We start from the raw sequence: 22,158 nt of genomic DNA, 5'->3' as shown, positions 1-22,158 counted from the left end.
CTCGGCACCGGACGGCCCCGCCGCCCTCGTTCAGCGCTTGAGCGCGAAGGTGAAGTCGCCGGAGAGGCGGCTGTCCAGCCGCACCGCCGACACCAGCTTCCCCTCGGCCGCCAGCCGCTCCACCTCGCCCCGTGACAGTCCGAACCCGTCGGCGACGAGCCGCACCGGCCGGACCGGTATCCGTGCGGCGAAGCGCACGGACACGTCGGCCACCTCCTGGCCGAGGTGCTCCGTGCCGCCCGTGTCGAGACGCCAGGCGCCGTCCCAGTCGAGGGCGATGCGGTTGTGGCGCAGCACGGCCGGGTCCTGGAGCAGCTCGGCCGTCAGACCGAGGTCGTTGTCGTGCAGCCGGTCCAGGAATCCGGGCCGCAGTGACCGCACAGGGACCCGTTCCCGCACCGAGAACTTCGCCGTCTCCCCGCACGCCGTGCAGAGCGCGAGGAGCCATATGTCGAGGAGCTTGTGGTGGGCGTTGACGCGGAACTTGCCGCTCGCCCGGAAGCGGCCGGCCCCGCAGACGTGGCAGCGACGCCGGACCGCAGGAAGGCAGGTGGGCATGACAACCCAGGTGGTGAGCAAAGGAGTACACCGTTCTCAGTGAGACCGCAGCAGGAATCAGCACGTCGCGGCGGAGCGCGACGCGCGACAGATCAGCGCTCGGGAGATCTCACGCGGTGTACAACGGCAGGTCCTTGCCTGGACGACGGGAACGCCGCGCACTGTAGCGGCGGGCGCGGCCGTCGCTCCACCGGTTTTCCGGACCGGGACCGGGGGACGTCAGTCCCGCCTGCCGCCCGGCCGCTCCGGAACCCCCGGTGTGCCCGTCGGGCGGGGGAGGAGCGTGCCGTCCACGTACAGGTCCACGTACTCGTTGTAGAACGCCGCCAGGCCCGCGATGCGGGAGACCTGGACGGTCGGGAAGTCGTACGCCCAGAGGATGTCCTCGTGCGGGCCGGTCCCGCCGTCGAAGGACCAGTAACCGCTCGCCGTCCCCTTGTACGGGCACTGGGTGACATGGTCCGTGCGGCGCAGCAGCGGCCAGTTGATGTGGGCGCGGTCGAGGTAGTAGCGGGTCGGCAGGCCCGTCTCGAACAGCTTCACGCAGTGCGGCGCGTCCGCGAGGACCACCCCGTCGATCTCCACCCGCACCCGGCTGGAGGACCGCAGCGCGTCCACGCGGGTGTACGGGCTGCGCGGATGGACGAACACCGGCTCGTCCTCCTCCAGCCACGCGTCGAGCGCGCTCCAGCGGAAGCGGACCGTGCCCCGCACGGCCTCCGGGGCGCCGTCCTGCCACACCCAGGCCGCGCCCTCCCGCACCGCGTCCCGCACCCGCAGCGAATGGCGCCGCGCGGGGCCGGCCCCGAGGTGCTCCGTCCGGTCGTCGTCGATCAGCGACGCCTCGACCAGGTCGTCCCGCGGCACGCAGTACTGCGGATAGCCGGGCCACTCCCACACGTACAGGGCGCGGCGGGTGTCGAACACGACGTGCCCGTCCACGAACCCGCGCACACGGCGCGGCACGGGCTCGACGTGCCCCACGGGGACGAGCGGACCCGGATGCAGGACGCTCTCCACGCCCATCGGCGGCCACCTCGATTCACTGGCCCGCGCGGCTCGGGGCCCGCAGGTCACGACGCCTCGGTTCGTGCCGCACGCTACCGCCCACACCGGGCGGGACGTGACAAGCCGGGCGTCCGTGTCACGGGACACGGACGCCCGGCCTCGGGTGGGGGTTACCCGAGCGTGAGGGCGTAGATCTGCACCCGGGGGTCGTTCCGCAGCCCGAGCGAGCGCACCGTCTTCGACGCGTCGAGGGCCACGGACGCGGCGAACAGACGCACCGGCGGTCCGTCCACGCCCTGTCCCCGCTTGATCCGGTGCGGCATCTCCAGCGCCACGGAGCCGCCCGCGGGCGTGGAGCCCGCCCAGTCGCCGACGGTGACCGGGAGTTCGGCGGTGGTGCCGTCGGTGTAGCGGACGGTGAGGTCCGTCGTCACCGGCCCGTGGTGGGACGCGCCGACCAGCCGCAGCGTGCCGTACGAACCGTGCGGCAGCAGCATGGCCTGCCCGCGCGCCTCGACGAAGTTCGCGGCCGTGCCGGACGGGTCGGGCGCCTGGTAGGTCACGCCGTCCCACACCACCGGTCCCGCCTCCGGCAGCAGGTCGCCGTCGTAGCTCCACCCGCCGCCGTCGAAGTCGCCCTCGTCGGACGCCGTGACGGTCGCGGTCCCGTCATGGTTCAGCTCCTCGCCGAGGTCGACGGCGCACAGCTCACCGCCGTCCCCGGCGCAGCGAGCGGCCTCGCGCACCTCGACGGTGGCGACCCGCTCCACCGTCCTCACGCCGACGGCGCTCGCCGTGATCCGCACGGTGTACGTGCCTGGTGCGGTCCCGGCCGGCACGCGGATGTCCACCGTCGCGGTCCGCTGCACCGGCAGCCGGTGCGACGCCAGCGTGAACGGGCCGGACGCCTTCACCGTCCACCCGCGGGGCGCCTCGGCGGCGACGTTCACCCGCAGCGCGCCCGGCGCCTGGCCCAGCACGTCCATCCGCAGCCGCACCTCCTGAGCCTCGTCCGAGGCGGGCACCACATCGGCCGACGTGCGCAGCGACGCGTCCAGATGACGGCGGGAGTCGGCCGCCGCCCGGTTCACCGACGGCGGCTCGGCGCCCTTGCCGGTACCCCACGCCGACGGCTTGTCGCTCATCTCGAAGGAGAGCCGTCCGCCCTTGGCGACCGCGTCCCAGTCCAGCCAGGTGGCGCGCAGGTCCTTCCCGCCGAACTGCGCCCGCTTCACGTACCGCCGGGTGTCGCTCGCCCCGGGCGCCTTCACGGTCAGGGTGCCGCCCTGCAGCTTCCCGTAGGCGCCGATGCGGATCTGAGCCGAGGGGAACTGCGGGGAGGACACGGCGAGGAAGTCACCGCCGTTCGTCACCGGGTACAGACCCAGTGACGAGAAGACGTACCAGGCCGACATGGTGCCCAGGTCGTCGTTGCCGGTCATCCCGTCCGGCCCGTCCGTGAACAGCGTCATCGCCGCACGGGTCACGGTCGCCGTCTTCGCCGGCGCGCCCGCCCACAGGTACATGTACGGCGCGTGCAGGTCGGGCTCGTTGTTCGGGTTGTAGGTCGGCTTGCCGTAGTAGTCGTACGGCGCGGAGATCCAGTCCTCGCGGGCCGTCCCCGCCGGGTCCTTCAGCAGCTCGTCGTAGGCGAAGAAGGCGTCGAGCCGCTGCTCCGTCCTCTTCCGGCCGCCCATCAGCGACACCAGACCGGCCGGGTCCTGCGGGACCAGCCACTGGTACTGGTAGGCGCCGCCCTCGTGGAACTGGTGACCCGCCTCGACCGGGTCGTACGGCGTCACCCAGGTGCCTTCGGTGGTGCGCGGCCGGAACTGCTGGATGGAGGAGTCCCACAGGTTCCTGTACCACTGGCCGCGCGCCGCGAACATCCGCGCGTCGGCCGTGCGGCCCAGCCCCTTCGCCATCAGCGCCAGCGACGCGTCCGCCGCCGCGTACTCCAGGGTCGCCGACGCCGGGTGCACGCAGTCGTTGTCGCCGCCCTTGTCCGGGCAGTCCTCGCCCAGCTTCAGCCCGCTGGGCACATACCCGCGCTCCAGGTACTGCGCGATGCCCGCACGGCCGTTGTACGGCGAGTCGTCCGGCGGCGTCGACAGGGCGTTCTTCCGCAGCAGCGCGTACGCCTCCTGCTCATGACCGGCGAGCAGCCCCTTGGACCACGCCTCCACCAGGAACGGGGTCACCGGGTCGCCCGTCATGATGTTGGTCTCGCTGTTGGCGAGCGACCAGCGCGGCAGCCAGCCGCCGTCCCGCCCGGTCGCCACGACCGACAGCGCCACGTCCCTCGCCACCTTCGGCTCCAGCAGCTGCAGCAGCTGGTTCTGCGGCCGGTGCGTGTCCCACAACGACAGGTTCTGGTACGGCGTGAACCCGTCCGCCGTGTGCACCTTCCCGTCGAAGCCCGCGTACCGTCCGTCGACGTCCCCGGCGAGGTTCGGGTGCAACTGCGCGTGGTACAGCGCGGTGTAGAACGCGCGCCGCCGCTCGGCCGGCCCGCCGTCGACCTTCACCGTGGCCAGCTGCCGCTCCCAGGCCGCCTGCAACGCCTCCCGCGTGGCGTCGAAGTCGTACGAGTCCGCCGTCTCCGCCTCCAGGTTCTTCCGGGCGCCTTCGAGACCCGTGTAGGACAGCCCGACCTTGACGACGACGTCACGGTCCTCCTCGGCGTCGAACGTCACCCAGGCGCCGTTGCCGCCCTCTCCGGCCGCGTCCCGCTCGCCCGGACGGGGGGTGGAGCCCCGCCAGGTGCCGTGCGAGGCGAACGGACGGTCGAACGTGGCGGTGAAGTAGACCGTGTGCCGGTCCTTGCCCGCGCAGAAGTTGCCCGCCTCGACCCGGCCCTCGACCGTCCGGTCGCCGACGACGCGAACCTCCGAGCTGTACACCCGCTGATTGGCCTTGCCGGTGTTGAACAGCACGTTGGCGCGGCCGGTGGAGGGGAAGGTGTAGCGCTGCCACCCGGTGCGCGGGGTGGCCGTCAGCTCGGCGTCGATGCCGTACGTCTTCAACCCGACGCGGTAGTAGCCGGGCTCCGCCTTCTCGTCGTCGTGCGAGTACGTCGACCGGTACGCGTCGGGGTCCACGGTGTCGACCGCGCCGGTGGTCGGCATCAGCGGCAGCTCGCCCATGACGGAGCAGCCGACACCGGAGAGGTGGGTCTGGCTGAACCCGTGGATCTTGTCCTGCTGGTAGTCGTACCCGCCCTGCCCGCCGGTGTCCGGGCTGACCTGCACCATTCCGAAGGGGGCGCTGGCGCCGGGGAAGGTGTTGCCGAAGTTCTGCGTGCCGATGAACGGGTTGACCAGGGAGGTCAGCCGGTCACCGGGTGCGGGGGACGACGGCTGGGCGAGGGCCGGCGCCGGCGCGAGACCGGCCCCGGTGACGACCAGCGCGGCGAGGACGGTCGACGCTCTGTGGCGCCATCTGCGGAGGGGTGAATCCATGGAAGCGGCTCCTGTTGCTCACCTGTCGCACCGGGCTGGACGGAAGCGGACTAGATCACGCTGCTGACATCGTTGTCAATACCCGTGACGGAGACCGTCGTCCGGTGACCGTGGCGGGATGTCAGGCCGAGCGCGAGTCCGTCCGCGTGACCTGCCGGAGCACCATGAGTGAGTCGCCCTCCACGGCGGCGGCCATCGCGAAGGGGAACCGGTCCAACTCCAGGCAGAGCGCGACGTCCTCGGGGGTGGAGCCCTCACGCACACCCTGCGTCAGCTCGGCGGCGGAGCGAGATGCGGCGGCCCGCCGCAGATACGGGCCGGTGTCCACCGCGTCCCCGCCGGCCAGCCCGGCGATGTACTCGGCGCAGGCCAGGTCCTCCTCGGCGCGACCGCCCTCCCCGGTGACGACGTAGGTCACCTCGCGGGGTGCGCGCGCCCGCAGCAGCCCGGCCGTCGCCTCGGCCACCACGAAGCTCGCGCACAGCACGAGCGGGGCGTCCTTCACCGCCAGGGCGCCGACGGTCCCCGCCGTCGTCTTCTGCACGACGGTGCGCCCGTACAGGTCCGTGTCCCGCAGCAGGGCGGGGGAGTTGACCAGGTCGAAGCCGGGCGCGGGCGAGCCGTCCTTGAGGGTCACCCAGTCGGGATGCCCTGCCTTCAGCGCCAGTGCGTCCTCCAAGGACCGGGCGAGCACCACCCGTTCGGCGCCCCGGGCGAACGCCCAGGCGGCCACCGTGTACGCCCGCATGACATCCACGACCACGGCCACGTCCGGAACGTCCGTCAACTCGGCGATGCCGAGGAAGCGTGCCTTCATCCGGTCATGATGGGGCCACGGCGGAGACCGGCGCACGCGACTTTCCCGCCGTCCGGTACGGAGCCGGGGCGGCGTGACCGATTCCGCTCTCACACTGTCGTTGCACGCTCCATCACGGTGTCTTCAACAGGCGCGGTCGAGGAGTCAGTTGCACGCCGGCCGCCCGCGACTTCGCCTGTCCCGCGATGAGTTACCGGGTTCGTGCGGACGCGGGCCGACCGGCCGACGGCCTGCGCTCCGGTCGTGCGCGAGGCGGCATGCCGACGGCCGCCCGCATGCAAGGATGTCGCCTGTGACCGGATTGTCTTCCTCGCCCGTCGCCGAGAGCACGCGCAGCCGCTCCGGTCCGGGGCCCCGTACCGCCGCCGTGCTGGTGTTCGGGGCCTCGGCCGCGGTGCTGGTCGTCGAGATCGTCGCCCTGCGCCTGCTGGCCCCGTACCTGGGCCTCACCCTCGAGACGAGCACCCTGGTGATCGGCATCGCCCTCACGGCGATCGCGCTCGGTTCGTGGCTGGGCGGGCGCATCGCCGACCAGGTCGACCCGCTGCGGCTCCTCGCCCCCGCGCTCGGCGTCTCGGGCGCGGTCGTGGCCCTCACACCGGCCGTACTGCGCGGCGTCGCGGAGTGGGCGCGGCCGTTGCTGATCCTGGTCGCCGCGCTGACGATCCTGGTGCCGGGCGCGCTGCTGTCCGCGGTGACGCCCCTGGTGACCAAGGTGCGGCTCACCAGCCTCGCCGAGACCGGCACGGTCGTCGGCCGGCTGTCAGGCGTCGGCACGGCGGGGTCGATCGTCGGCACGGTCCTGACCGGCTTCGTGCTGCTGTCACGGCTGCCCGTGAGCGGCATCCTGGTCGGACTCGGCGCACTGCTGGTGGTCGCGTCGCTCCTGGTCGGCGGGCGCCTGCGCGGACGGAGCGGCGCCGCGCCGGCCCTGGCGCTCGTCCTGGCGGCGGGAGGCCTGGCCGCCTCGGTGGCGCCGGGCGGCTGCGACGTCGAGACCCGGTACCACTGCGCCGAGGTCGTCGCCGACCCCGCCCGCGAGGGTGGTCGCACGCTCGTGCTGGACGGCGTACGACACTCCTACGTCGACGCCGACGACCCGACCCACCTGGAGTTCACCTACGTCAAGGCCGTCGCGTCGGTGATCGACGCCGCCTTCCCTGCCGGCAGGCCGCTCACGGCCCACCATCTGGGCGGCGGAGGTCTCACCCTGCCCCGCTACCTCGCGGCCACCCGCCCGGGCACGCGGAGCGTGGTGTCCGAGATCGACGACGGCGTCGTACGCATCGACCGTGAACGGCTGGGACTGCGGCCGCAGTCCGGCATCGAGGTCCGCACCGAGGACGGCAGGCTGGGACTGAGGCGGCCGGCCACCGACGCGCTCGACCTGGTCGTGGGCGACGCCTTCGGCGGAGTCAGCGTGCCCTGGCACCTCACCACGGTGCAGGCGCTCGCGGAGGTGCGGCGCGTCCTCGCCCCCGGCGGCCTCTACGTCGTCAACCTCATCGACCACGGGGAGCACGCCTTCGCGAAGGCGGAACTGGCCACGCTCCGCGAGGTGTTCGCGTACGTCGCCCTCCTGGGCGAACCGGTCGACATCGGCCTGGCCCGCACCGACGCCCCCGCGGGCGGCAACCTCGTGGCCGTCGCCTCGGACAGCCCCACCGACCTGACCGCGATCCAGAAGGCACTGGACGCCCGCAGCACAGGATGGAGGACGGTCACGGGGAAACCCCTCACCACGTGGACAGCCGACGCCCCTGTCCTCACCGACGACTACGCCCCCGTCGACCAGCTCCTCCAGCCCTACGCCACGCAGCATGACCGCTGACCGGGAGAGGCCGGGCGTGAGGAGCCCTGTCGTTTCTGTCCAAGACGGCCGTGCCCGTCTCCCTCTAACGTGAACGCAACAGGCCGGAGGCCCGCGTCGGGCCGGAGGAGAGGCGCATCATGCGGAAACTGGTGTACACGGGGTTCATGTCCCTGGACGGCGTCGTGGACTCGCCCGGCGGCGGGCCGGGGGAGGAACACCGCAGCGGCGGCTGGGTGTTCAAGGACCTGGAGTTCGTCGAGGAGGCCTGGTCGCTGAAGGGGGAGGAACTGGCCGACACGACGGCGCTGATGTTCGGCCGCCGCAGTTACGAGGCGTTCGCGCCGGTCTGGCCCGGCTCGGAGGACCATGCCGCCTACCGCGACCTGCCGAAGTACGTGGTGTCGTCGACGCTCCCCGAGGACGCCCTGGTCGACGGATGGGGCCCGACCACGATCCTGCGCTCCACCGAGGAGGTCGCCGCGCTCAAGGAGGGTGAAGGCGGCGCCGTCTTCATCCACGGCAGTGCGGAACTGGCCCGGCGGCTGTCCGACGCCGGCCTCGTCGACCAGTACAACCTGCTGATGTTCCCCGTGCTGCTCGGTGCCGGGAAGAGCCTGTTCGGCCGCGCCGACCGGGACAAGCAGATGCTGGCCCTGCGGGAGTCGGCGACCTACTCCAACGGCATCGTCAAGCTCGTCTACGACGTCCGGCGCTGATCGACGTCGAGCGCGATCGCCCCTCCGGCGCCCTCGCGCAGCTGACGCGCGGTGCGTCCGACGTACGTGCGCAGGGCGCGGGCCAGGTGCGGCTCGTCGAAGTAGTCCAGCTTGGCGACGACGTCGGCCGCCTGATCGCCGGCGGCCAGCAGACGCGCCGCCGTGCGCGCCCGCTCGATCTGCCGTACGGCACCCCGCGTGAGTCCCGTCGCGGCCCGGAAACGCCGTTCGACGGTCCGCTGTGAGAGGTCGGGGCGGTGGCCGCGGAGCACGTCGGCGACGAGCGGCTCCCGGTCGAGCACCCCGGCCCGCACCAGCCGCTCGACCAGGGCCTCGGCGTCGTCCGGCCCGGGCGTCTCCCAGCGCGCGCCGTCCAGCCGGAACGTCCGGCGCGAGGTGTCGGGGAGAGGGACCCCGCCGTCGAGCAGGTCCGCCGTGGACACCATCCGCAGGGAGGTGCCCACGGCGAGGTCGATTCCGGTGAAGACGGCCCCCTCCGGCACGGGCGCCGTGCCGGTGCGGGTCTCGGGGCCCGTGACCGCCGCGTACGCCGCCCCGTCCTGCTGCCAGAAGACCAGGCCCAGCCGTGTCCCGGCGACGGACGTCATGGTGGTGACGCGCTCGCTGGTGCACGTCCACACGCTGTCGACCCACGGCGAGTCGGACGGGCGTGTCTCGAACCGCAGTCTCACGCCCGCAGGATACGCCCCTGGCGCCCAGGCAACTGCGCGCCCGTCTCGTGACGCCACCGAGGCCGGCGCTCCCAGGGGCGCGGGGAACGGCGCGACCAGCCACGACGCACCCGCGCCCGGCGGCCGAGCGGACCGAGAACCCCGGTGGCCGCCCTCAGGCCAGCCCCTCCGCCACCAGCCCCTTCAGCACAGCCTCCCCCAACGCCTCCACCGCGGAGCGAGGCCGCACCATCACGGTGAACTCCTTGATCCGCCCGCCCTCCTCGAAGTGCAGCAGATCGATTCCGTGGATCTCCTTCCCGCCCACGGTCGCCCGGAAGACCAGCACGGCCGACGGCGACGTCACCCCCTCCGCACTGGTCTGCGCCGCCCCGCTGTACTCCCCGACGTACCGGAAGTCCTCGAACGTCCGCAGCAGCACGCCGAACAGCCCCATGACCATCGCCCTGCCCTCGAAAGGCGTGAACTTCACCGGGCTGTACAGCCGCACGTCGTCGGTGAACAGATCGTCCAGCGCCGACAGATCGCGCGCGTCGACGGCTGCACGGAAACGCTTCACGGTGTCCACGGACGCCACCACCTCAACAGTCATGGATGTGAGTAGTCAGAAAGATGACTATCATGGGGTGCCCGCAGGGCGACAGAGGCAGAGCACCCACGGCACACCGACAGGCGGAAAGGAACCGCATGGCACTCCGGCACGCCGTACTGGCCGCGCTGCTCGACGGAGAGCTCAGCGGCTACCAGCTGGCCAAGGCGTTCGACGTCGGCGTGGCCAACTTCTGGTACGCCCAGCCGCAGCAGCTCTACGCCGAGCTGACCCGGCTGGAGCAGCAGGGACTCGTCGTGGGCCGCGAAGTGGTGCAGGAGAGCCGCCCCAACAAGCGGCTGTTCCACGTCACCGACGCCGGCCTGGCCGAGCTGGAGGCCTTCACCGCCGCCTCCGCCAAGCCCGCCTTCGTCCGCGACGACCTCATGGTGAAGGTCCAGGCGGCCGACAGCGTCGACACCGCCACCCTGATCGACCAGCTCACCGAACGCGCGGAGATCGCCGGCGCACGCATCGAGCTGTTCGAGGCGCTGCTCCGGCGCCTGCGCGGCGACCGCGACGAGGAGGACTTCCTCCGCCACGGTGACCGCATCGGCCCCTACCTGACCTGCCTGCGCGGCGTCGCCTTCGAGCAGGAGAACCGCGACTGGTGCCTGCGGACCGTCGCCGTACTGGAAGAGAGGCGGCACACCCGTGCCCGGAACTGAGACGACCTACCTCCGCTACGTCGCCCTCGGCGACAGCCAGACCGAGGGCGTCGGCGACGGCGACGACGTCACCGGCCTGCGCGGCTTCGCGGACCGCCTCGCCGAGCACCTGGCCCGGCACGAGCCCGCCCTCCAGTACGCCAACCTGGCCGTACGCGGCCGCCTCGCCGCCCAGGTCCACGCCGAGCAGCTCGCCCCCGCCCTGGCGCTGCGGCCCGACCTCGCCACCGTCGTCGCCGGTGTCAACGACCTGCTGCGACCCGGCTTCGACGCCGACAAGGTCTGCATCCACCTGGACGCCATGTTCGGCGCGCTCACCGAGCAGGGCGCCCTGGTCGCCACGATCACCGTCCCCGACCTGTCCCGCGTCTGCCCCGTCGCACGCCCGCTGGTCCCGCGCGTCACCGCGCTCAACGAGGGGATACGCCGTACCGCGCGCCGCCATGGAGTCGTCGTCGCGGAGACAGCCCTGCATCCTGTCGCGGGCGACCCCCGCCTGTGGAGCCCCGACCGGCTCCACGCCGGCCCGCTCGGCCACGAACGCATCGCCGCCGCCCTCGCCCACGCACTCCGGCTGCCCGGCAGCGACGACACGTGGACGCACCCCCTCCCTCCCGAGAACCTGCCCACCGGCCTGCGCGTCGTCGGCACCGAACTCCGGTGGCTTGCCGGCTTCCTGGGACCGTGGCTGCTCCGCCGTCTGCGCGGCCGCTCGTCCGGCGACGGCCGCTCGGCCAAACGACCGCTGCTCCACCCGGTACTGGACGACCGCCGCACGGTGACGGACGGCTGAGCGACGGCACCTACGACCTCACCTACGCGCGGTGCGCTCCGCCGTGCCGGCCGGCGACCTGGTGAACGGATGCCGGGAATCGTCCAGAACCTCCCGCGCGGGCCCCTGCTCGACGACCTCACCCGCGTCCAGGACGGCGACACGATGAGCGAGGGCAGCGGTGGCGAGGTCGTGGGTGATCAGGACCACGCCCAAGTCACCCCGCTCGCGCACCAGTTCCGTCAGGGTACTCAGGATGTCCCTGCGCGTGACCGCGTCGAGGCCCGAGGTGATCTCGTCGCACAGCAGCACACGAGGACGAGCCGGCAGGGCGCGGGCGAGCGCCGCACGCTGGAGCTCGCCCCGGAGAGCTCGCCGGGCCGACGCAGGACCAGATGCTCCGGCAGACCCAGCCGGGCCAGAACACTCAGCGCCTCCCGCCGCGCCGCCTCCGCGTCCGTTCCGCGCAGACGCACCGCGGTACGGGCCACGTCGCGCTGACGACGCGTCGAACCGGGGTGCCGGTGAGGCCGGCACAGCAGAAACGGCCGGGTCGGGTGTGTGCCCCGACCCGGCCGTCCGCCGCGAGGGTTGATCAGTCGGTACGCCCGCGCAACAGCGCGAGCTCGTGGTTCAGCTCGGTGAGGAAGCGGATCACCACGCGCAGTTCCTCGGCCGTGAACCGCTCACGGGCCGTGTCGGTGCTGCGGGCGAGCGGCTGGAAGTACTCCCGCGCCAGGCCCTTGGCCCGCTCCTCGTACTCCAGATGCACCACACGGCGGTCGTCGGCCGCCCGGACACGCCGGATGTGACCCGCCCGCTCCAGTCGGTCCAGGCATGCTGTCATCGCGCCGGAGGTGAGGTTCAGCTGCTTGCGCAGACGGCCGGGCGTCATGGGCGCGTCGGGGCTGCCGCCGTCGAGGATCGCTATCAGGGCGAGCATGTCGGTGTGGTGCAGACCGTGCGCCTGAGCGAACTCCTGGACGATGCGGTTGAACTCGCCGGTCATCCGGCGCAGTTGCACCGCGAATGACTGGAGTCCTGTCGGGCACTCCCCCGGCGGGGGAGGTGCGGGGGTTTGTGAGCCGCTCATGCGACCAGTATAAGATCACTCGATGATTGACATAATCGATCGTTGACATAACCGCTTCGTGCCATAGGAACCCACATGACATCCGCACCACGCCACACCCGGTGGCTCGTCCCGCTCGCTCTGTTGATCGTCTGGCTCGGCGTGGGCGGGATGCTCGGTCCGTACGCGGGGAAGCTGGGCGAGGTGGCCACCAACGACCAGGCCTCCTTCCTGCCCCAGAGCGCCGAGTCCACGCAGGTCCTCGACCAGCGGAAGGCGTTCGACCAGCAGGAGACGCTGCCTGCGATCGTCGTGTGGACCGCGGACGGGGAGCGGATCACCGGCGGCCAAACCGAGGCCGCCACCCGCGCGGTCGCCGGGCTCGCCGGCAAGCCGGGCGTCGTGGGCGAGCCCTCGCCAGCCTTCCCCTCCGAGGACGGCAAGGCCCTGCAGTCGGTGGTGCAGGTGGAGCCCGACCTCGGTGACGGACTGGCCGACGTGGTCGACGAGGTGCGCGAGGCCGCGGGCACCGTCGACGGCACCACGGCCGAGGTGGCGGGCCCCGCGGCCAGCCAGGTCGACCTCTCGGACGCCTTCTCCGGCATCGACGGCCTGCTGCTCGGCGTGGCTCTCGCCGCCGTACTGCTGATCCTGCTGCTGGTCTACCGCAGCGTCCTGCTGCCCTTCGTCATCATCCTCGGCTCCGTCTTCGCGCTCGGTCTGGCCTGCGCGGTCGTCTACGTCCTCGCCGACCACGACGTGGTGCGCGTCGACGGCCAGGTCCAGGGCATTCTGTCCATCCTCGTGATCGGCGCGGCCACCGACTACGCCCTGCTCCTCGCCGCCCGCTTCCGCGAGGAACTCGCCGTGCGCGGCGACCGGTTCACCGCCGCGCGCGCAGCCGTACGCCGGTCCTTCGGCGCGATCACCGCCAGCGCCGCCACGGTCGCCCTCGGACTGCTGACACTGCTCGCCAGCGACCTCACCAACAACCGCGCCCTCGGCCCGGTCGGCGCCATCGGCATCGTGTGCTCGGTGCTCTCCGCGCTCACCTTCCTGCCGGCCGCTCTCGCCCTGCTGGGCCGCAGCGCCTACTGGCCCGCCAGGCCCAAGGCGTCCGACGCCACCGTCGAGGGGCACAGCGTGTGGCGCCGCGTCGCCGCCACCGTCGACCGCAAGCCGCGCCGCGTGTGGGCGGTGACCGCGCTGATCCTCGCCGTCTTCGCGGCCTTCTCACCGTCCCTGTCCGCCAAGGGCACCCCACTCGACGAGATCTTCGTCAACGACGCGCCGTCGGTCGCCGCGCAGCAGACGCTCGGCGAGCACTTCCCCGGCGGGTCCGGCAACCCGGCCGTCATCCTCGCGAACGCCGACCGGCTCGACGAGGTCACTGCGGCGGCGAACAGGACCGAGGGAGTCGCCTCCGCCGCGCCCGTCTCCGCCTCCGGACGGCCCGGCGGCGGGGAGCCGCTGGTGGTCGACGGGCGGGTACGCGTCGACGCCACGCTGGAGGCCGCGGCCGACAGCGACGCCGCGAAGCAGGCCGTCGAGCGGCTCCGCGACAATCTGCACGACGTCTCCGGCGCCGACGCCCTCGTCGGCGGCTACACCGCCCAGCAGGTCGACACCCAGCAGACCGCATCCGACGACCGCACGCTCATCGTGCCGATCGTCCTCGTCGTCATCCTGCTGATCCTCGTCCTGCTGCTGCGCTCCGTGCTCGTGCCCGTGCTGCTGGTCGCGACCGTGGCACTCAACTTCCTCGCCACGCTCGGCGTGTCCGCGCTGGTCTTCGAGCACCTCTTCGGCTTCAGCGGCACGGACGCGTCGGTCCCGCTGTACGGCTTCGTGTTCCTGGTGGCCCTGGGCGTCGACTACAACATCTTCCTGATGTCCCGCGTCCGCGAGGAGGCGCTGACCCACGGCACGCGCCAGGGTGTCCTGCGCGGCCTCACCACCACCGGCGGCGTCATCACCTCGGCCGGCGTGGTCCTCGCCGCGACGTTCGCCGCGCTGATGGTGATCCCTCTGGCCTTCCTGGTCCAGATCGCCTTCATCGTCGCCTTCGGCGTCCTCCTCGACACCCTGGTCGTGCGGTCCCTGCTGGTCCCGGCCCTGGTGATCGACATCGGCCCCAAGGCCTGGTGGCCGGGCTCCCTCTCCCGCCCCACGCCGGAGAGGAACGAGGACGCGCCGGCACCTGAACGCACGTGACGCGACCGGGTTGATTGCGGGCGGACAGCCGGACGGCTGTCCGCCCGCAATCAGGTCGTGCGCGGGCTCTCCGCGTCCTGGGGCTCAGCCGGAGCTGCCGCAGGACGACGACGAACCGCCTCCACAGGACGACGAACTCCCACAGGAGGAACCGCTGCCGCAGGAGGAACCGCTGCCGCAGGAGACCGTGCTCCCCCCGGAGCACCCGTCGGCGGAGCCTCCGCCCGAGTCGGCGGCCCACCAGCCCGGGTAGGCGGGGTCACCGCCCACCCCGGGCGCCGAAGCGGAACCATGGACGCCGGCCGCCCCCGCCCCCGGGCCACCGCCGACCCCTCGCGAAAGGCCGGGCGGTCGGCCGGGCGCGCCCACAGGCCCGGAGCGTGAGAGCCTTCGGACCACCGACCAGACGACCGCGGAAGCGATCGTGACGACGAAACCGAAAACGAGCAGAAGCGCCACCATCACGGCGGTCCCCCCTTCCGCCGGTGCCGCTCACCGGCTGCTCGTACGATGCCCAGCGGCGGGGACACCCGAAGCGCTGCTTGAGCAAGTCCAGAGCTTGCGCCGACGACGTCGGTTGCCGGACCCGTGTGCCGGAGTCTGCGCACGCGGATGATCACGGCGCAGCCGACCGGCACTTCGCGACGAGGACCGAGCAGGTGGAGACCGTGATCGCCGCGGTCACCGGCTGGGCGCGTCAGGAGCAGGGGTGGGACCGCTGCCCGGACTGGTCGCTGCCGGACCTGTGACCCGCCCGGGACGCACCTCCGTGTTGCCGGTCGGCCGCTGAGAAGCGGCCCGCCCCCGGCAGCCAGTGGCTTCCGGGGGCGGAACGAACGGGGTGCGTCGGCGGGCGGCTCAGGCGCTCGGGTCCTGGGCGCAGGCCACCGTCGGCCTGTCCTGTTCCGCGCCGGGGCCCGCCGACGACAGGACGACCTTCGACGCGCGGCGGTCCCGGTCGAGGAACCCGCCCGCCGCCGCGAGGGCGAGGCCGACGACCGCCAGGGCGGCGCCGACCAGCGTGGGCGACGACCAGCCCCAGCCGGCCGCGATGACCAGGCCGCCCAGCCACGCGCCGCCCGCGTTGGCCAGGTTGAACGCGGAGTGGTTGGACGCGGCCGCCATCGTCGGGGCCTCGTGCGCCTTGGCCATCAGCAGCATCTGCACCGGTGTGGTGATCAGCGAGCTGAGACCGCCCGTGATCGTGATGACGATCAGCGCGGGCACCAGGTGCCCGATGACGAAGTGCAGCGTCACCAGCGCCGCCGCGAGCAGCGCGAAACCGCCGTACAAGGTCGGCCTCAGCGCCCGGTCGGTCAGCGGGCCCGCGACGAGCGTACCGAGCGTCATGCCGACGCCGAACAGCGCCAGCACCAGGGTCGTGGACGAGTCCGAGATCCCCGTCAGGTGGGTCAGCATCGGCACCAGGTAGCTGTACATCGCGAAGAAGCCGCCGAACCCGACGACCGCCGTGACCAGACCCAGCAGCACCTGCTTGTTCTTCATCGCGCGCAGCTCGTGCATCACGCCGGCCTGCTCGCCGCGCGGCTGGTGCGGGACGAGCCGCACGAGCGCCGCCAGGGCGAGGACGCCGATGACCGCCACCGCCGCGTAGGCGAACCGCCAGCCCAGCTGCTGCCCGAGCGCGGTCCCGGCCGGGACGCCGACGATGTTGGCGACCGTCAGACCGAGGAACATCATCGACACCGCGCGGGCCGCCCGGTCCGGTGCGACCAGCTTGGAGGCGACCACCGCGCCGACCCCGAACAGCGCACCGTGCGGAAGCCCCGCCAGGACGCGCGCCGCGAACAGCAGCTCGAAGTTCGGGGCGAGCGCGGAGGCCACGTTCCCGACGACGAACACGCCCGTCAGCATCAGCAGCAGCCGCTTGTGCGGCACCCGAGCGCCGATCGCCGTGAGCAGCGGAGCGCCGATCACCACGCCCAGCGCGTAGGCGGAGACGACGTTGCCCGCGGCCGGCACGGACACCGCCAGCCCGTCGGCGATCTGGGGGAGCAGCCCCATGGAGACGAACTCGGTCGTGCCGATACCGAACGCGACGACGGCCAGGGCGAACAAAGCCAGGGGCATGGCGAAGGAAGACCTTCCGAGTAGGAGCCGGGTGAGGGCGCCCACCGCTCCGCACCGCGGCACCGGACGGTGTCCGGCGACGGCGGTGTGCCTGGGTCGGTGGGGGCGGTCCGGCGCCGGTCCTCGTCGTCCGGGCGTGGTTGCCGCGTGCCCCAGCCTGCCAGATCCCCCCACGGGTGAGGAAACCGGGCGGCCACAATCCCGGCCCGCTGGCTCCTGTCCCCCCTCTACAGCGCGCGCCCCCCGTGCAGCACCCCGAGGAGATGCGCCACCGCGTCCGCGACGGCGTCCCGCGCCGGACCGAGGTACTCGCGCGGATCCACCGCCGACGGGTGTGCCCCCAGGTACGTCCGCGCGGCCCGCGTGAACTGCTGGTTCAGGTACGTGGACACGTTCACCTTCGTCATTCCGGCCGCCACCGCGCGCGCCAGCTCCGCGTCCGCCACACCCGACGAGCCGTGCAGCACCAGCGGCACGTCGACCGCGTCACGCAGCGCCGCGACAAGGGCGAGGTCCAGCACGGCGTCCCGGGTGGTCATGGCGTGCGAACTGCCCACCGCCACGGCCAGCGCGTCGACCCCGGTGGCGGCGACGAAGTCCCGCGCCTCGGCAGGATCGGTCCGCACCCCGGGAGCGTGCGCCCCGTCCTTCCCGCCCACCTCGCCCAGCTCCGCCTCCACCCACACGTCCCGGGCGTGGCAGTACGCGGAGACCTCCCGGGTCCCGCGCAGGTTGTCCTTGTAGGGGAGCGTGGAGGCGTCGAACATCACGGACGAGAAGCCGAGCCGTACGGCCTCGTGCACGAGGTCCACGGACTCCGCGTGGTCGAGGTGCACGGCGACGGGGACGAGCGCGGCGCGCGCCACGGCGAGGGCCGCGAGACCGATCGGCTCGAGACCGCCGTGGTAGCGGACGGTGTTCTCGCTGATCTGCAGGATCACCGGACGGCCCGCGGTCTCCGCGCCGGCGACGATCGCCTCGGCGTGCTCGAGCTGCACCACGTTGAACGCCCCCACGCCGACGCCGGCGCGGGCGGCGGGGCCGACGATCTCGTCAGTGGGGCTGAGGGGCATGGAGGTCCTCCACGGTCACGGTGGTCCGGAAGCGTTCGTAGGTGGCGGCGTCGACGTCACCGGCCACGGGGCAGGCGACGGCGGCGGCAGAGAGGGCGACGGCCTCGCGCAGGACGGCGCCCCAGTCCGCGCCGTCCGCGAGCCCCGCCGCTAGGGCGGCGACACAGGCGTCACCCGCCCCGGTGGGATTGCCGGCCAGCCGCTCGGGCGGTACGGCCCGCCGGCTGCCGTCGGGGGTGACGGCGAGGAGACCGCCGGGGCCCGAGGACACCACCACGGACCGGGCGCCGAGGGCACGCAGCCGCTCCGCGCCCGCCCCGGCGTCCTCGCACCCGGTGGCCGCCGCGAGTTCGGCCGCGTTGGGCTTGACGACGTCGGGCCCGGCGTCCAGCGCGTCGAGCAGCGGGGCGCCGCTGGTGTCCAGCACCGTCGGCACCCCCGTCTCCAAGGCGCTGCCGACGAGTTGGGCGTACGCGTCGGACGGCAGCCCCGGCGGCAGACTCCCGCAGAGCGCGACCACCGACGCCTCGTGGACCAACGCGGTGAAGCGGCCGGTGAACGCCCGCCACTCCGCGGAACTCACGTGCGGACCCTGCTCGTTGAACACGGTGGCGTCGCCGTCGTCCCCGGACACGACGGTCACGGTCCGCCGCGACTCACCGGCGACCGGGACGAGTTCGTCCCGCAGCCCCGGTACGGCGCGCAGGTCCTCGCGCACCAGCGCGCCCGTGGGACCGCCGACGAGCCCGGTCACGGTGACGGCCCGCCCGCGCCCGGCCAGCACCCGGGCCACGTTGACGCCCTTGCCCCCGGCCCGCCGGTGGACGGCCCCGACCCGGTGCGAGGTGCGCGGGCGCAGGCTGTCGACGCCGTACGTGACGTCGAGGGCGGCGTTGAGTGTGACGGTGAGGATCACGGCCGCCGCCCCTCCGCCCGGGAACCGGAGCCGACCTCAGACATGACCGTCCTGGAGGACGACGGACCGCGTGAGGTTGCGCGGCCGGTCCGGGTCGTAGCCGCGCGCCTCCGCGCAGGCCACGGCGAGCCGTTGGGCGCGGATCAGGTCGGCGAGCGGATCCAGGCCGCCGGCCGTGCCGGCGGAGTCCGCGACCAGGGTGCCGCCGACCCGGTCCACGTCACCGGCCAGGCCCTCGGGGAGCCGGCCGAACGCCCACGTCACACGACCGGGACCGGTGATGCTGATGGGGCCGTGACGGTACTCCATCGCCGGGTACGCCTCCGTCCAGGCACCCGCCGCCTCCCGCATCTTCAGCGCCGCCTCCAGCGCCAGCCCGCACGTCCAGCCCGTGCCGAGGAACGTGAACTGTTCCGCGCCCAGCACGGCCGCGTCGAGGGGCTCGTGCACCGCTCGTTCGGCGTCCTTGACGGCCGCGTCCAGTGGCGGGACTCCGGCGGGCAGGGCGTCCTCCGCCTCCAGGTGGGCGCGCAGGAGTGCCAGGTTGGCGGTGGCGAAGCGGGTCTGCACGACCGACTCCTCGTCCGCGAAGTCCAGGACGGCGACGGCGTCGGCGGCCTGCATGACCGGGGTGTCCGGGTCGGCGGTGACGGCGCCCGTCGCCACGCTTCCCTTGAGCCGGCGCAGCAGGTCGAGCACCTCGGTGGTGGTGCCCGACCGGGTGATGGCGAGCACCCGGTCGTAGTGCCGGCCGACGGGGAACTCCGAGGCGGCGAAGGCGTCGGTCACACCGTGGCCGCCGGTCTCGCGCAGCACGGCGTACGACTGGGCCATGAACCAGGAGGTGCCGCAGCCGACGACGGCGACGCGCTCGCCCCGCCTCGGCAGGGCCCCCGCCTGACGTGGCAGGGACGCGGCGGCCTGGCGCCACACGGCGGGCTGGGAGGCGATCTCGGCCGAGGTGAGGGAGGAACCGATGTCGGACAAGGTGATGTGCTCCTTCAGGAACGGGGAAGGGGGGATACGGCGCGGCCGGCCGGTCACTTCACCGAGCCGGCGGTCAGTCCGGACACCACATGGCGTTCGATGAAGGCGAAGAGCACCACGACGGGCACGATCGCGATCACCGACGCGGCGAACAGGTAGTTCCACTGCACGGTGTAGTTGCCGATGAAGCCGTTGATGCCGACCGTCAGGGGCTGGCTCTCCGGGACGGTGGACAGGGTCAGTCCCATGACGAACTCGTTCCACGCGGCGATGAAGGTGAAGATGACCGCGGTGACGACACCGGGCATGGCCAGCGGCAGCGTCACCCGGAGCAGCGCGCCGCCCCGGCCGAGCCCGTCGATCACCGCTGCCCCCTCCAACTGCACCGGAATGGCGGAGAAATAGGCGGTGAGGATCCAGATGGCGAACGCCAGGTTGAACGCGGCGTTGCACAGCACCAGGGTCCACACCGAGTTGAGCATGCCCAGTCGGTAGAACTCGCGGTAGAGGCCCACCAGCCAGGCGACGGCGGCCACGACCGCCGTGCGGGGCCGCAGGGTGCGCTCTCTTCTTCACTGCCGTCTACCGCCTTGCCTCCATAAGCGTTGCGTGAACATGCTCAATCTGTCAGCCCTACGAGCAGTAAAGAGCATCTTTGGTGCCGTGAAGTATTCAGGCGAACCGCTGGTCAGGTCCATATGTCGTTATCGGACCGTTGCCAGAAACGGGCGCCTCGGGCGCATCAATATGCGCAGAGTGACATTAAACCGAGCAGAATCACGCACGGTGCTTCTCCGAGGCACCGCAGTCCGGCGCGTCCCTTACCGTGTCCGGAGCGCAGTACCGAGGCCGAGGGAGTCCGACACATGTCCAAGCACGATCGCTGGAGCAAGCTGCTGGAACTGCTGGCCGGCGAGGGCAGGATCGAGGTCGACGACGCGGCCGCGGCACTCGACGTCTCCCCGGCCACCATCCGACGCGACCTCGACGAGCTCGCCGAGCAGCAGATGCTCGTCCGCACCCGCGGCGGCGCCGTCGCGCACGGCGTCTCCTACGAACTGCCCCTGCGCTACAAGTCCTCCCGGCACGCCCCCGAGAAACAGCGCATCGCCACCGCCGTCGCCGGCATGATCGCCGACGGCGACGTGGTGGGTCTCAACGGCGGTACCACCACCACCGAGGTGGCCCGTGCCCTCGCCCTCAGGGCGGGCGGCAGCCGCGAGGGACGGGGGCGCCGCGATCCGGCCGACACGTCGGCGCCCGCCTTCACGGTCGTCACCAACGCCCTCAACATCGCCGGCGAGCTCGCGGTACGCCCCCAGGTGAAGATCGTGGTCACCGGAGGCGTCGCCCGCCCCCAGACGTACGAGCTCGTCGGACCGCTCACCGTGGGCGTCCTCAACGAGGTCGTCCTCGACGTGGCGGTCCTCGGGGTCGACGGCGTGGACCCGCGGCTGGGACTGATGACCCACCAGGAGGACGAGGCCAGCGTCAGCCGCCTGTTCGCCGAACGGGCGCGCCGTGTCATCGTGGTCACCGACTCCTCCAAGATGGGCCGGCGCGCCTTCGCCCGGATCTGCGGCCTGGACCGCGTCGACGTGCTGGTGACCGACTCCGGTCTGCCCGCCGACACGGCCGCCCGCCTCACCGACGCGGGCATCAAGGTCCACGCCGTCTGACGGCCGCGTGTCCTACGGGGCGACGGCCATCGCGAAGACATGGACGTTCCCGTTGGACGGCAGCACCACGAACGCCACCTGCTTCGACGCGTCCAGCGGCACCGAGTGGGCGAAGATCCGGTAGGCGATCCCCGCGTTGCCGTACCCGTCCGGCCGGTTGCGGCCGTCGGCGGACGCCACCAGCGTGGCGCCGTGCAGATCGGCCGGGTCGAACGACCAGTTGGGGAAGCCGAACTGGCCGCGGCTGCTGGTGCCGTCGGTGTAGTGCACGGTGGCCGTGCCGGTGGCCGCGCTGCCCACGCCCGACCCGAGGAACACCAGCCTGCTGCCCTGACCGCTCAGGGTGATCGCCTGACCTGCGGACGAGACGTTGCCCGGGGTGCCCGGCTCCGCGTCGGGCCAGGCGAGTTCGGCGCCCAGGGCGCGGACCGTGGCTCCCGGCGTCAGTCCGACGGCGGCCAGCTTCTGCGCGGAGAAGCTGTTGCCGTCCCCGTCGTAGTCGCCGGGCGCCGTGTCGCTCTCGTCGGTGACGCCGACGCTGTCGTACGCGGCGGCGAGATCGGGCAGCGGACTGCCGACGACCTCGGTACGGGTCCCGGTCGCCGCACCGGCCCCGTCACCACCGCTGTACGTCGCCGTGGCGGTGAACGTCCGCAGCGCGAACCCGGGCCGCTTCTCCGGCACCCTGATCCGGAACTCGGCCCGGGCGGAGTCGCCCACGCCGAGCGAACCGGACACGGCCGTCACGGACGGCTGGACCGCCCAGCCGACAGGCCCGGCGAACGTCACCTTCAGCGAGCGCATCCGCTGCGGCCCGGCGTTCTTCACACGCACGGTCACGGTCGAGATCGCCGGCCCGTCCAGGTCGACGGGCGGGACGGTCACCTCCGTCCGCGCGGCCGCCGGGTCCGCCGGAGGTTCGGCGGCAGAGGCGGCGGGCGCGGCGACGAGCGCCAGCGAGGCCGCCACGGCCACGGCTCTCACCGCTCGCAACGGTCCGAGAGGTCTGAGCCATCGGGAAACGCTCATACG

Annotated in this window: 18 protein-coding genes and 2 pseudogenes; 6 read left to right on the top strand and 14 right to left on the bottom strand. The window is 72.7% G+C overall.

Features of this window, described 5'->3' with window-relative positions; all coding sequences use genetic code 11:
- Nucleotides 1-30 precede the first annotated feature (30 nt).
- The 4 genes from ELQ39_RS01735 to ELQ39_RS01720 all read right to left on the bottom strand — a co-directional run bounded on the left by ELQ39_RS01735 (nucleotide 31) and on the right by ELQ39_RS01720 (nucleotide 5,844).
- Entirely contained in the window at nucleotides 31-579 is a 549-nt protein-coding gene (locus tag ELQ39_RS01735) for a DUF1062 domain-containing protein (protein ID WP_242590736.1), read from the bottom strand.
- A 198-nt stretch (nucleotides 580-777) separates the two neighbouring features.
- Nucleotides 778-1,584, bottom strand: a complete 807-nt coding sequence (locus ELQ39_RS01730) for a DUF427 domain-containing protein (RefSeq protein WP_242590735.1) — start codon at nucleotides 1,582-1,584, stop codon at nucleotides 778-780.
- A gap of 152 nt (nucleotides 1,585-1,736) precedes the next feature.
- On the bottom strand, nucleotides 1,737-5,027 hold the full coding sequence (locus ELQ39_RS01725; protein ID WP_242590734.1) for a GH92 family glycosyl hydrolase: 3,291 nt from the start codon (nucleotides 5,025-5,027) through the stop codon (nucleotides 1,737-1,739).
- A 121-nt stretch (nucleotides 5,028-5,148) separates the two neighbouring features.
- Nucleotides 5,149-5,844 (bottom strand): 2-phosphosulfolactate phosphatase, encoded by a 696-nt coding sequence (locus ELQ39_RS01720; RefSeq protein ID WP_242590733.1) that lies wholly within the window; start codon nucleotides 5,842-5,844, stop codon nucleotides 5,149-5,151.
- A 283-nt stretch (nucleotides 5,845-6,127) separates the two neighbouring features.
- On the opposite strand from ELQ39_RS01720, the gene ELQ39_RS01715 reads away from it, so the two are divergent.
- Entirely contained in the window at nucleotides 6,128-7,675 is a 1,548-nt protein-coding gene (locus ELQ39_RS01715; protein WP_443334324.1) for a fused MFS/spermidine synthase, read from the top strand.
- A 119-nt stretch (nucleotides 7,676-7,794) separates the two neighbouring features.
- The gene (locus tag ELQ39_RS01710) at nucleotides 7,795-8,373 is read left to right on the top strand and encodes a dihydrofolate reductase family protein (RefSeq protein ID WP_242590731.1); all 579 of its coding nucleotides are present in this window, start codon (nucleotides 7,795-7,797) and stop codon (nucleotides 8,371-8,373) included.
- Here ELQ39_RS01710 and ELQ39_RS01705 read toward each other — a convergent pair.
- The gene (locus ELQ39_RS01705; RefSeq protein WP_225627725.1) at nucleotides 8,355-9,065 is read right to left on the bottom strand and encodes a helix-turn-helix domain-containing protein; all 711 of its coding nucleotides are present in this window, start codon (nucleotides 9,063-9,065) and stop codon (nucleotides 8,355-8,357) included. The two genes, ELQ39_RS01710 and ELQ39_RS01705, sit on opposite strands and share 19 nt — an antisense overlap.
- Nucleotides 9,066-9,219: 154 nt before the next feature.
- Nucleotides 9,220-9,657 carry a nuclear transport factor 2 family protein gene (locus ELQ39_RS01700; protein WP_242590730.1) on the bottom strand — a complete coding sequence of 146 codons (438 nt, stop codon included), beginning with the start codon at nucleotides 9,655-9,657 and terminating at the stop codon, nucleotides 9,220-9,222.
- Between the two features lie 95 nt (nucleotides 9,658-9,752).
- Here ELQ39_RS01700 and ELQ39_RS01695 point away from each other — a divergent pair, with 95 nt between their 5' ends.
- The gene (locus ELQ39_RS01695; RefSeq protein WP_242590729.1) at nucleotides 9,753-10,322 is read left to right on the top strand and encodes a PadR family transcriptional regulator; all 570 of its coding nucleotides are present in this window, start codon (nucleotides 9,753-9,755) and stop codon (nucleotides 10,320-10,322) included.
- Nucleotides 10,309-11,115 (top strand): SGNH/GDSL hydrolase family protein, encoded by an 807-nt coding sequence (locus tag ELQ39_RS01690; RefSeq protein ID WP_190002207.1) that lies wholly within the window; start codon nucleotides 10,309-10,311, stop codon nucleotides 11,113-11,115. Before ELQ39_RS01695 ends, ELQ39_RS01690 begins: the two co-directional genes overlap by 14 nt.
- Nucleotides 11,116-11,133: 18 nt before the next feature.
- Here ELQ39_RS01690 and ELQ39_RS01685 read toward each other — a convergent pair.
- Both ELQ39_RS01685 and ELQ39_RS01680 read right to left on the bottom strand, forming a co-directional pair.
- A pseudogene (locus ELQ39_RS01685) lies at nucleotides 11,134-11,585 on the bottom strand (ATP-binding cassette domain-containing protein); the annotation flags it as partial.
- A 104-nt stretch (nucleotides 11,586-11,689) separates the two neighbouring features.
- Entirely contained in the window at nucleotides 11,690-12,187 is a 498-nt protein-coding gene (locus ELQ39_RS01680) for a MarR family winged helix-turn-helix transcriptional regulator (RefSeq protein ID WP_242590728.1), read from the bottom strand.
- Nucleotides 12,188-12,262: 75 nt separating this feature from the next.
- Between ELQ39_RS01680 and ELQ39_RS01675 the strand changes: the two genes are divergently transcribed.
- Entirely contained in the window at nucleotides 12,263-14,380 is a 2,118-nt protein-coding gene (locus ELQ39_RS01675) for an MMPL family transporter (RefSeq protein WP_242590727.1), read from the top strand.
- Nucleotides 14,381-15,238: 858 nt separating this feature from the next.
- Here ELQ39_RS01675 and ELQ39_RS01670 read toward each other — a convergent pair.
- The 5 genes and pseudogenes from ELQ39_RS01670 to ELQ39_RS01650 form a co-directional block, all read right to left on the bottom strand.
- The gene (locus ELQ39_RS01670) at nucleotides 15,239-16,471 is read right to left on the bottom strand and encodes an MFS transporter (RefSeq protein ID WP_225643486.1); all 1,233 of its coding nucleotides are present in this window, start codon (nucleotides 16,469-16,471) and stop codon (nucleotides 15,239-15,241) included.
- Between the two features lie 227 nt (nucleotides 16,472-16,698).
- A complete protein-coding gene (locus ELQ39_RS01665) occupies nucleotides 16,699-17,544 on the bottom strand; it encodes a class II fructose-bisphosphate aldolase (protein WP_242590726.1) in 846 nt (281 codons plus the stop codon).
- Nucleotides 17,525-18,460 carry a 1-phosphofructokinase family hexose kinase gene (locus tag ELQ39_RS01660; RefSeq protein WP_242590725.1) on the bottom strand — a complete coding sequence of 312 codons (936 nt, stop codon included), beginning with the start codon at nucleotides 18,458-18,460 and terminating at the stop codon, nucleotides 17,525-17,527. The genes ELQ39_RS01665 and ELQ39_RS01660 overlap by 20 nt, the downstream gene beginning before the upstream one ends.
- A gap of 36 nt (nucleotides 18,461-18,496) precedes the next feature.
- Nucleotides 18,497-19,447, bottom strand: coding sequence for an SIS domain-containing protein (locus ELQ39_RS01655; protein ID WP_242590724.1), 951 nt, complete (start codon nucleotides 19,445-19,447; stop codon nucleotides 18,497-18,499).
- A gap of 53 nt (nucleotides 19,448-19,500) precedes the next feature.
- A pseudogene (locus ELQ39_RS01650) lies at nucleotides 19,501-19,971 on the bottom strand (carbohydrate ABC transporter permease); the annotation flags it as partial.
- Between the two features lie 342 nt (nucleotides 19,972-20,313).
- Here ELQ39_RS01650 and ELQ39_RS01645 point away from each other — a divergent pair.
- Nucleotides 20,314-21,126: a DeoR/GlpR family DNA-binding transcription regulator gene (locus ELQ39_RS01645; protein WP_225643478.1), complete on the top strand. Its 813-nt coding sequence runs from the start codon at nucleotides 20,314-20,316 to the stop codon at nucleotides 21,124-21,126.
- 12 nt (nucleotides 21,127-21,138) lie between these two features.
- On the opposite strand, the gene ELQ39_RS01640 is transcribed toward ELQ39_RS01645, so the two are convergent.
- Nucleotides 21,139-22,101: an NEW3 domain-containing protein gene (locus tag ELQ39_RS01640; protein WP_242595519.1), complete on the bottom strand. Its 963-nt coding sequence runs from the start codon at nucleotides 22,099-22,101 to the stop codon at nucleotides 21,139-21,141.
- Nucleotides 22,102-22,158 lie beyond the last annotated feature (57 nt).

Source organism: Streptomyces sp. GB4-14, from assembly GCF_022696125.1.
Lineage (GTDB): Bacteria > Actinomycetota > Actinomycetes > Streptomycetales > Streptomycetaceae > Streptomyces > Streptomyces werraensis.
The sequence above is the reverse complement of the archived record's forward strand: the minus strand, read 5'-3'. Positions and strand labels throughout refer to the sequence as shown.

Coding starts and splice junctions, on each gene's coding strand:
- ELQ39_RS01670 (WP_225643486.1), bottom strand. CDS start 16,471: ATGCCCCTGGCTTTGTTCGCCCTGGCCGTCGTCGCGTTCGGTATCGGC.
- ELQ39_RS01720 (WP_242590733.1), bottom strand. CDS start 5,844: ATGAAGGCACGCTTCCTCGGCATCGCCGAGTTGACGGACGTTCCGGAC.
- ELQ39_RS01665 (WP_242590726.1), bottom strand. CDS start 17,544: ATGCCCCTCAGCCCCACTGACGAGATCGTCGGCCCCGCCGCCCGCGCC.
- ELQ39_RS01725 (WP_242590734.1), bottom strand. CDS start 5,027: ATGGATTCACCCCTCCGCAGATGGCGCCACAGAGCGTCGACCGTCCTC.
- ELQ39_RS01730 (WP_242590735.1), bottom strand. CDS start 1,584: ATGGGCGTGGAGAGCGTCCTGCATCCGGGTCCGCTCGTCCCCGTGGGG.
- ELQ39_RS01680 (WP_242590728.1), bottom strand. CDS start 12,187: ATGAGCGGCTCACAAACCCCCGCACCTCCCCCGCCGGGGGAGTGCCCG.
- ELQ39_RS01645 (WP_225643478.1), top strand. CDS start 20,314: ATGTCCAAGCACGATCGCTGGAGCAAGCTGCTGGAACTGCTGGCCGGC.
- ELQ39_RS01675 (WP_242590727.1), top strand. CDS start 12,263: ATGACATCCGCACCACGCCACACCCGGTGGCTCGTCCCGCTCGCTCTG.
- ELQ39_RS01715 (WP_443334324.1), top strand. CDS start 6,128: ATGTCGCCTGTGACCGGATTGTCTTCCTCGCCCGTCGCCGAGAGCACG.
- ELQ39_RS01700 (WP_242590730.1), bottom strand. CDS start 9,657: ATGACTGTTGAGGTGGTGGCGTCCGTGGACACCGTGAAGCGTTTCCGT.
- ELQ39_RS01710 (WP_242590731.1), top strand. CDS start 7,795: ATGCGGAAACTGGTGTACACGGGGTTCATGTCCCTGGACGGCGTCGTG.
- ELQ39_RS01695 (WP_242590729.1), top strand. CDS start 9,753: ATGGCACTCCGGCACGCCGTACTGGCCGCGCTGCTCGACGGAGAGCTC.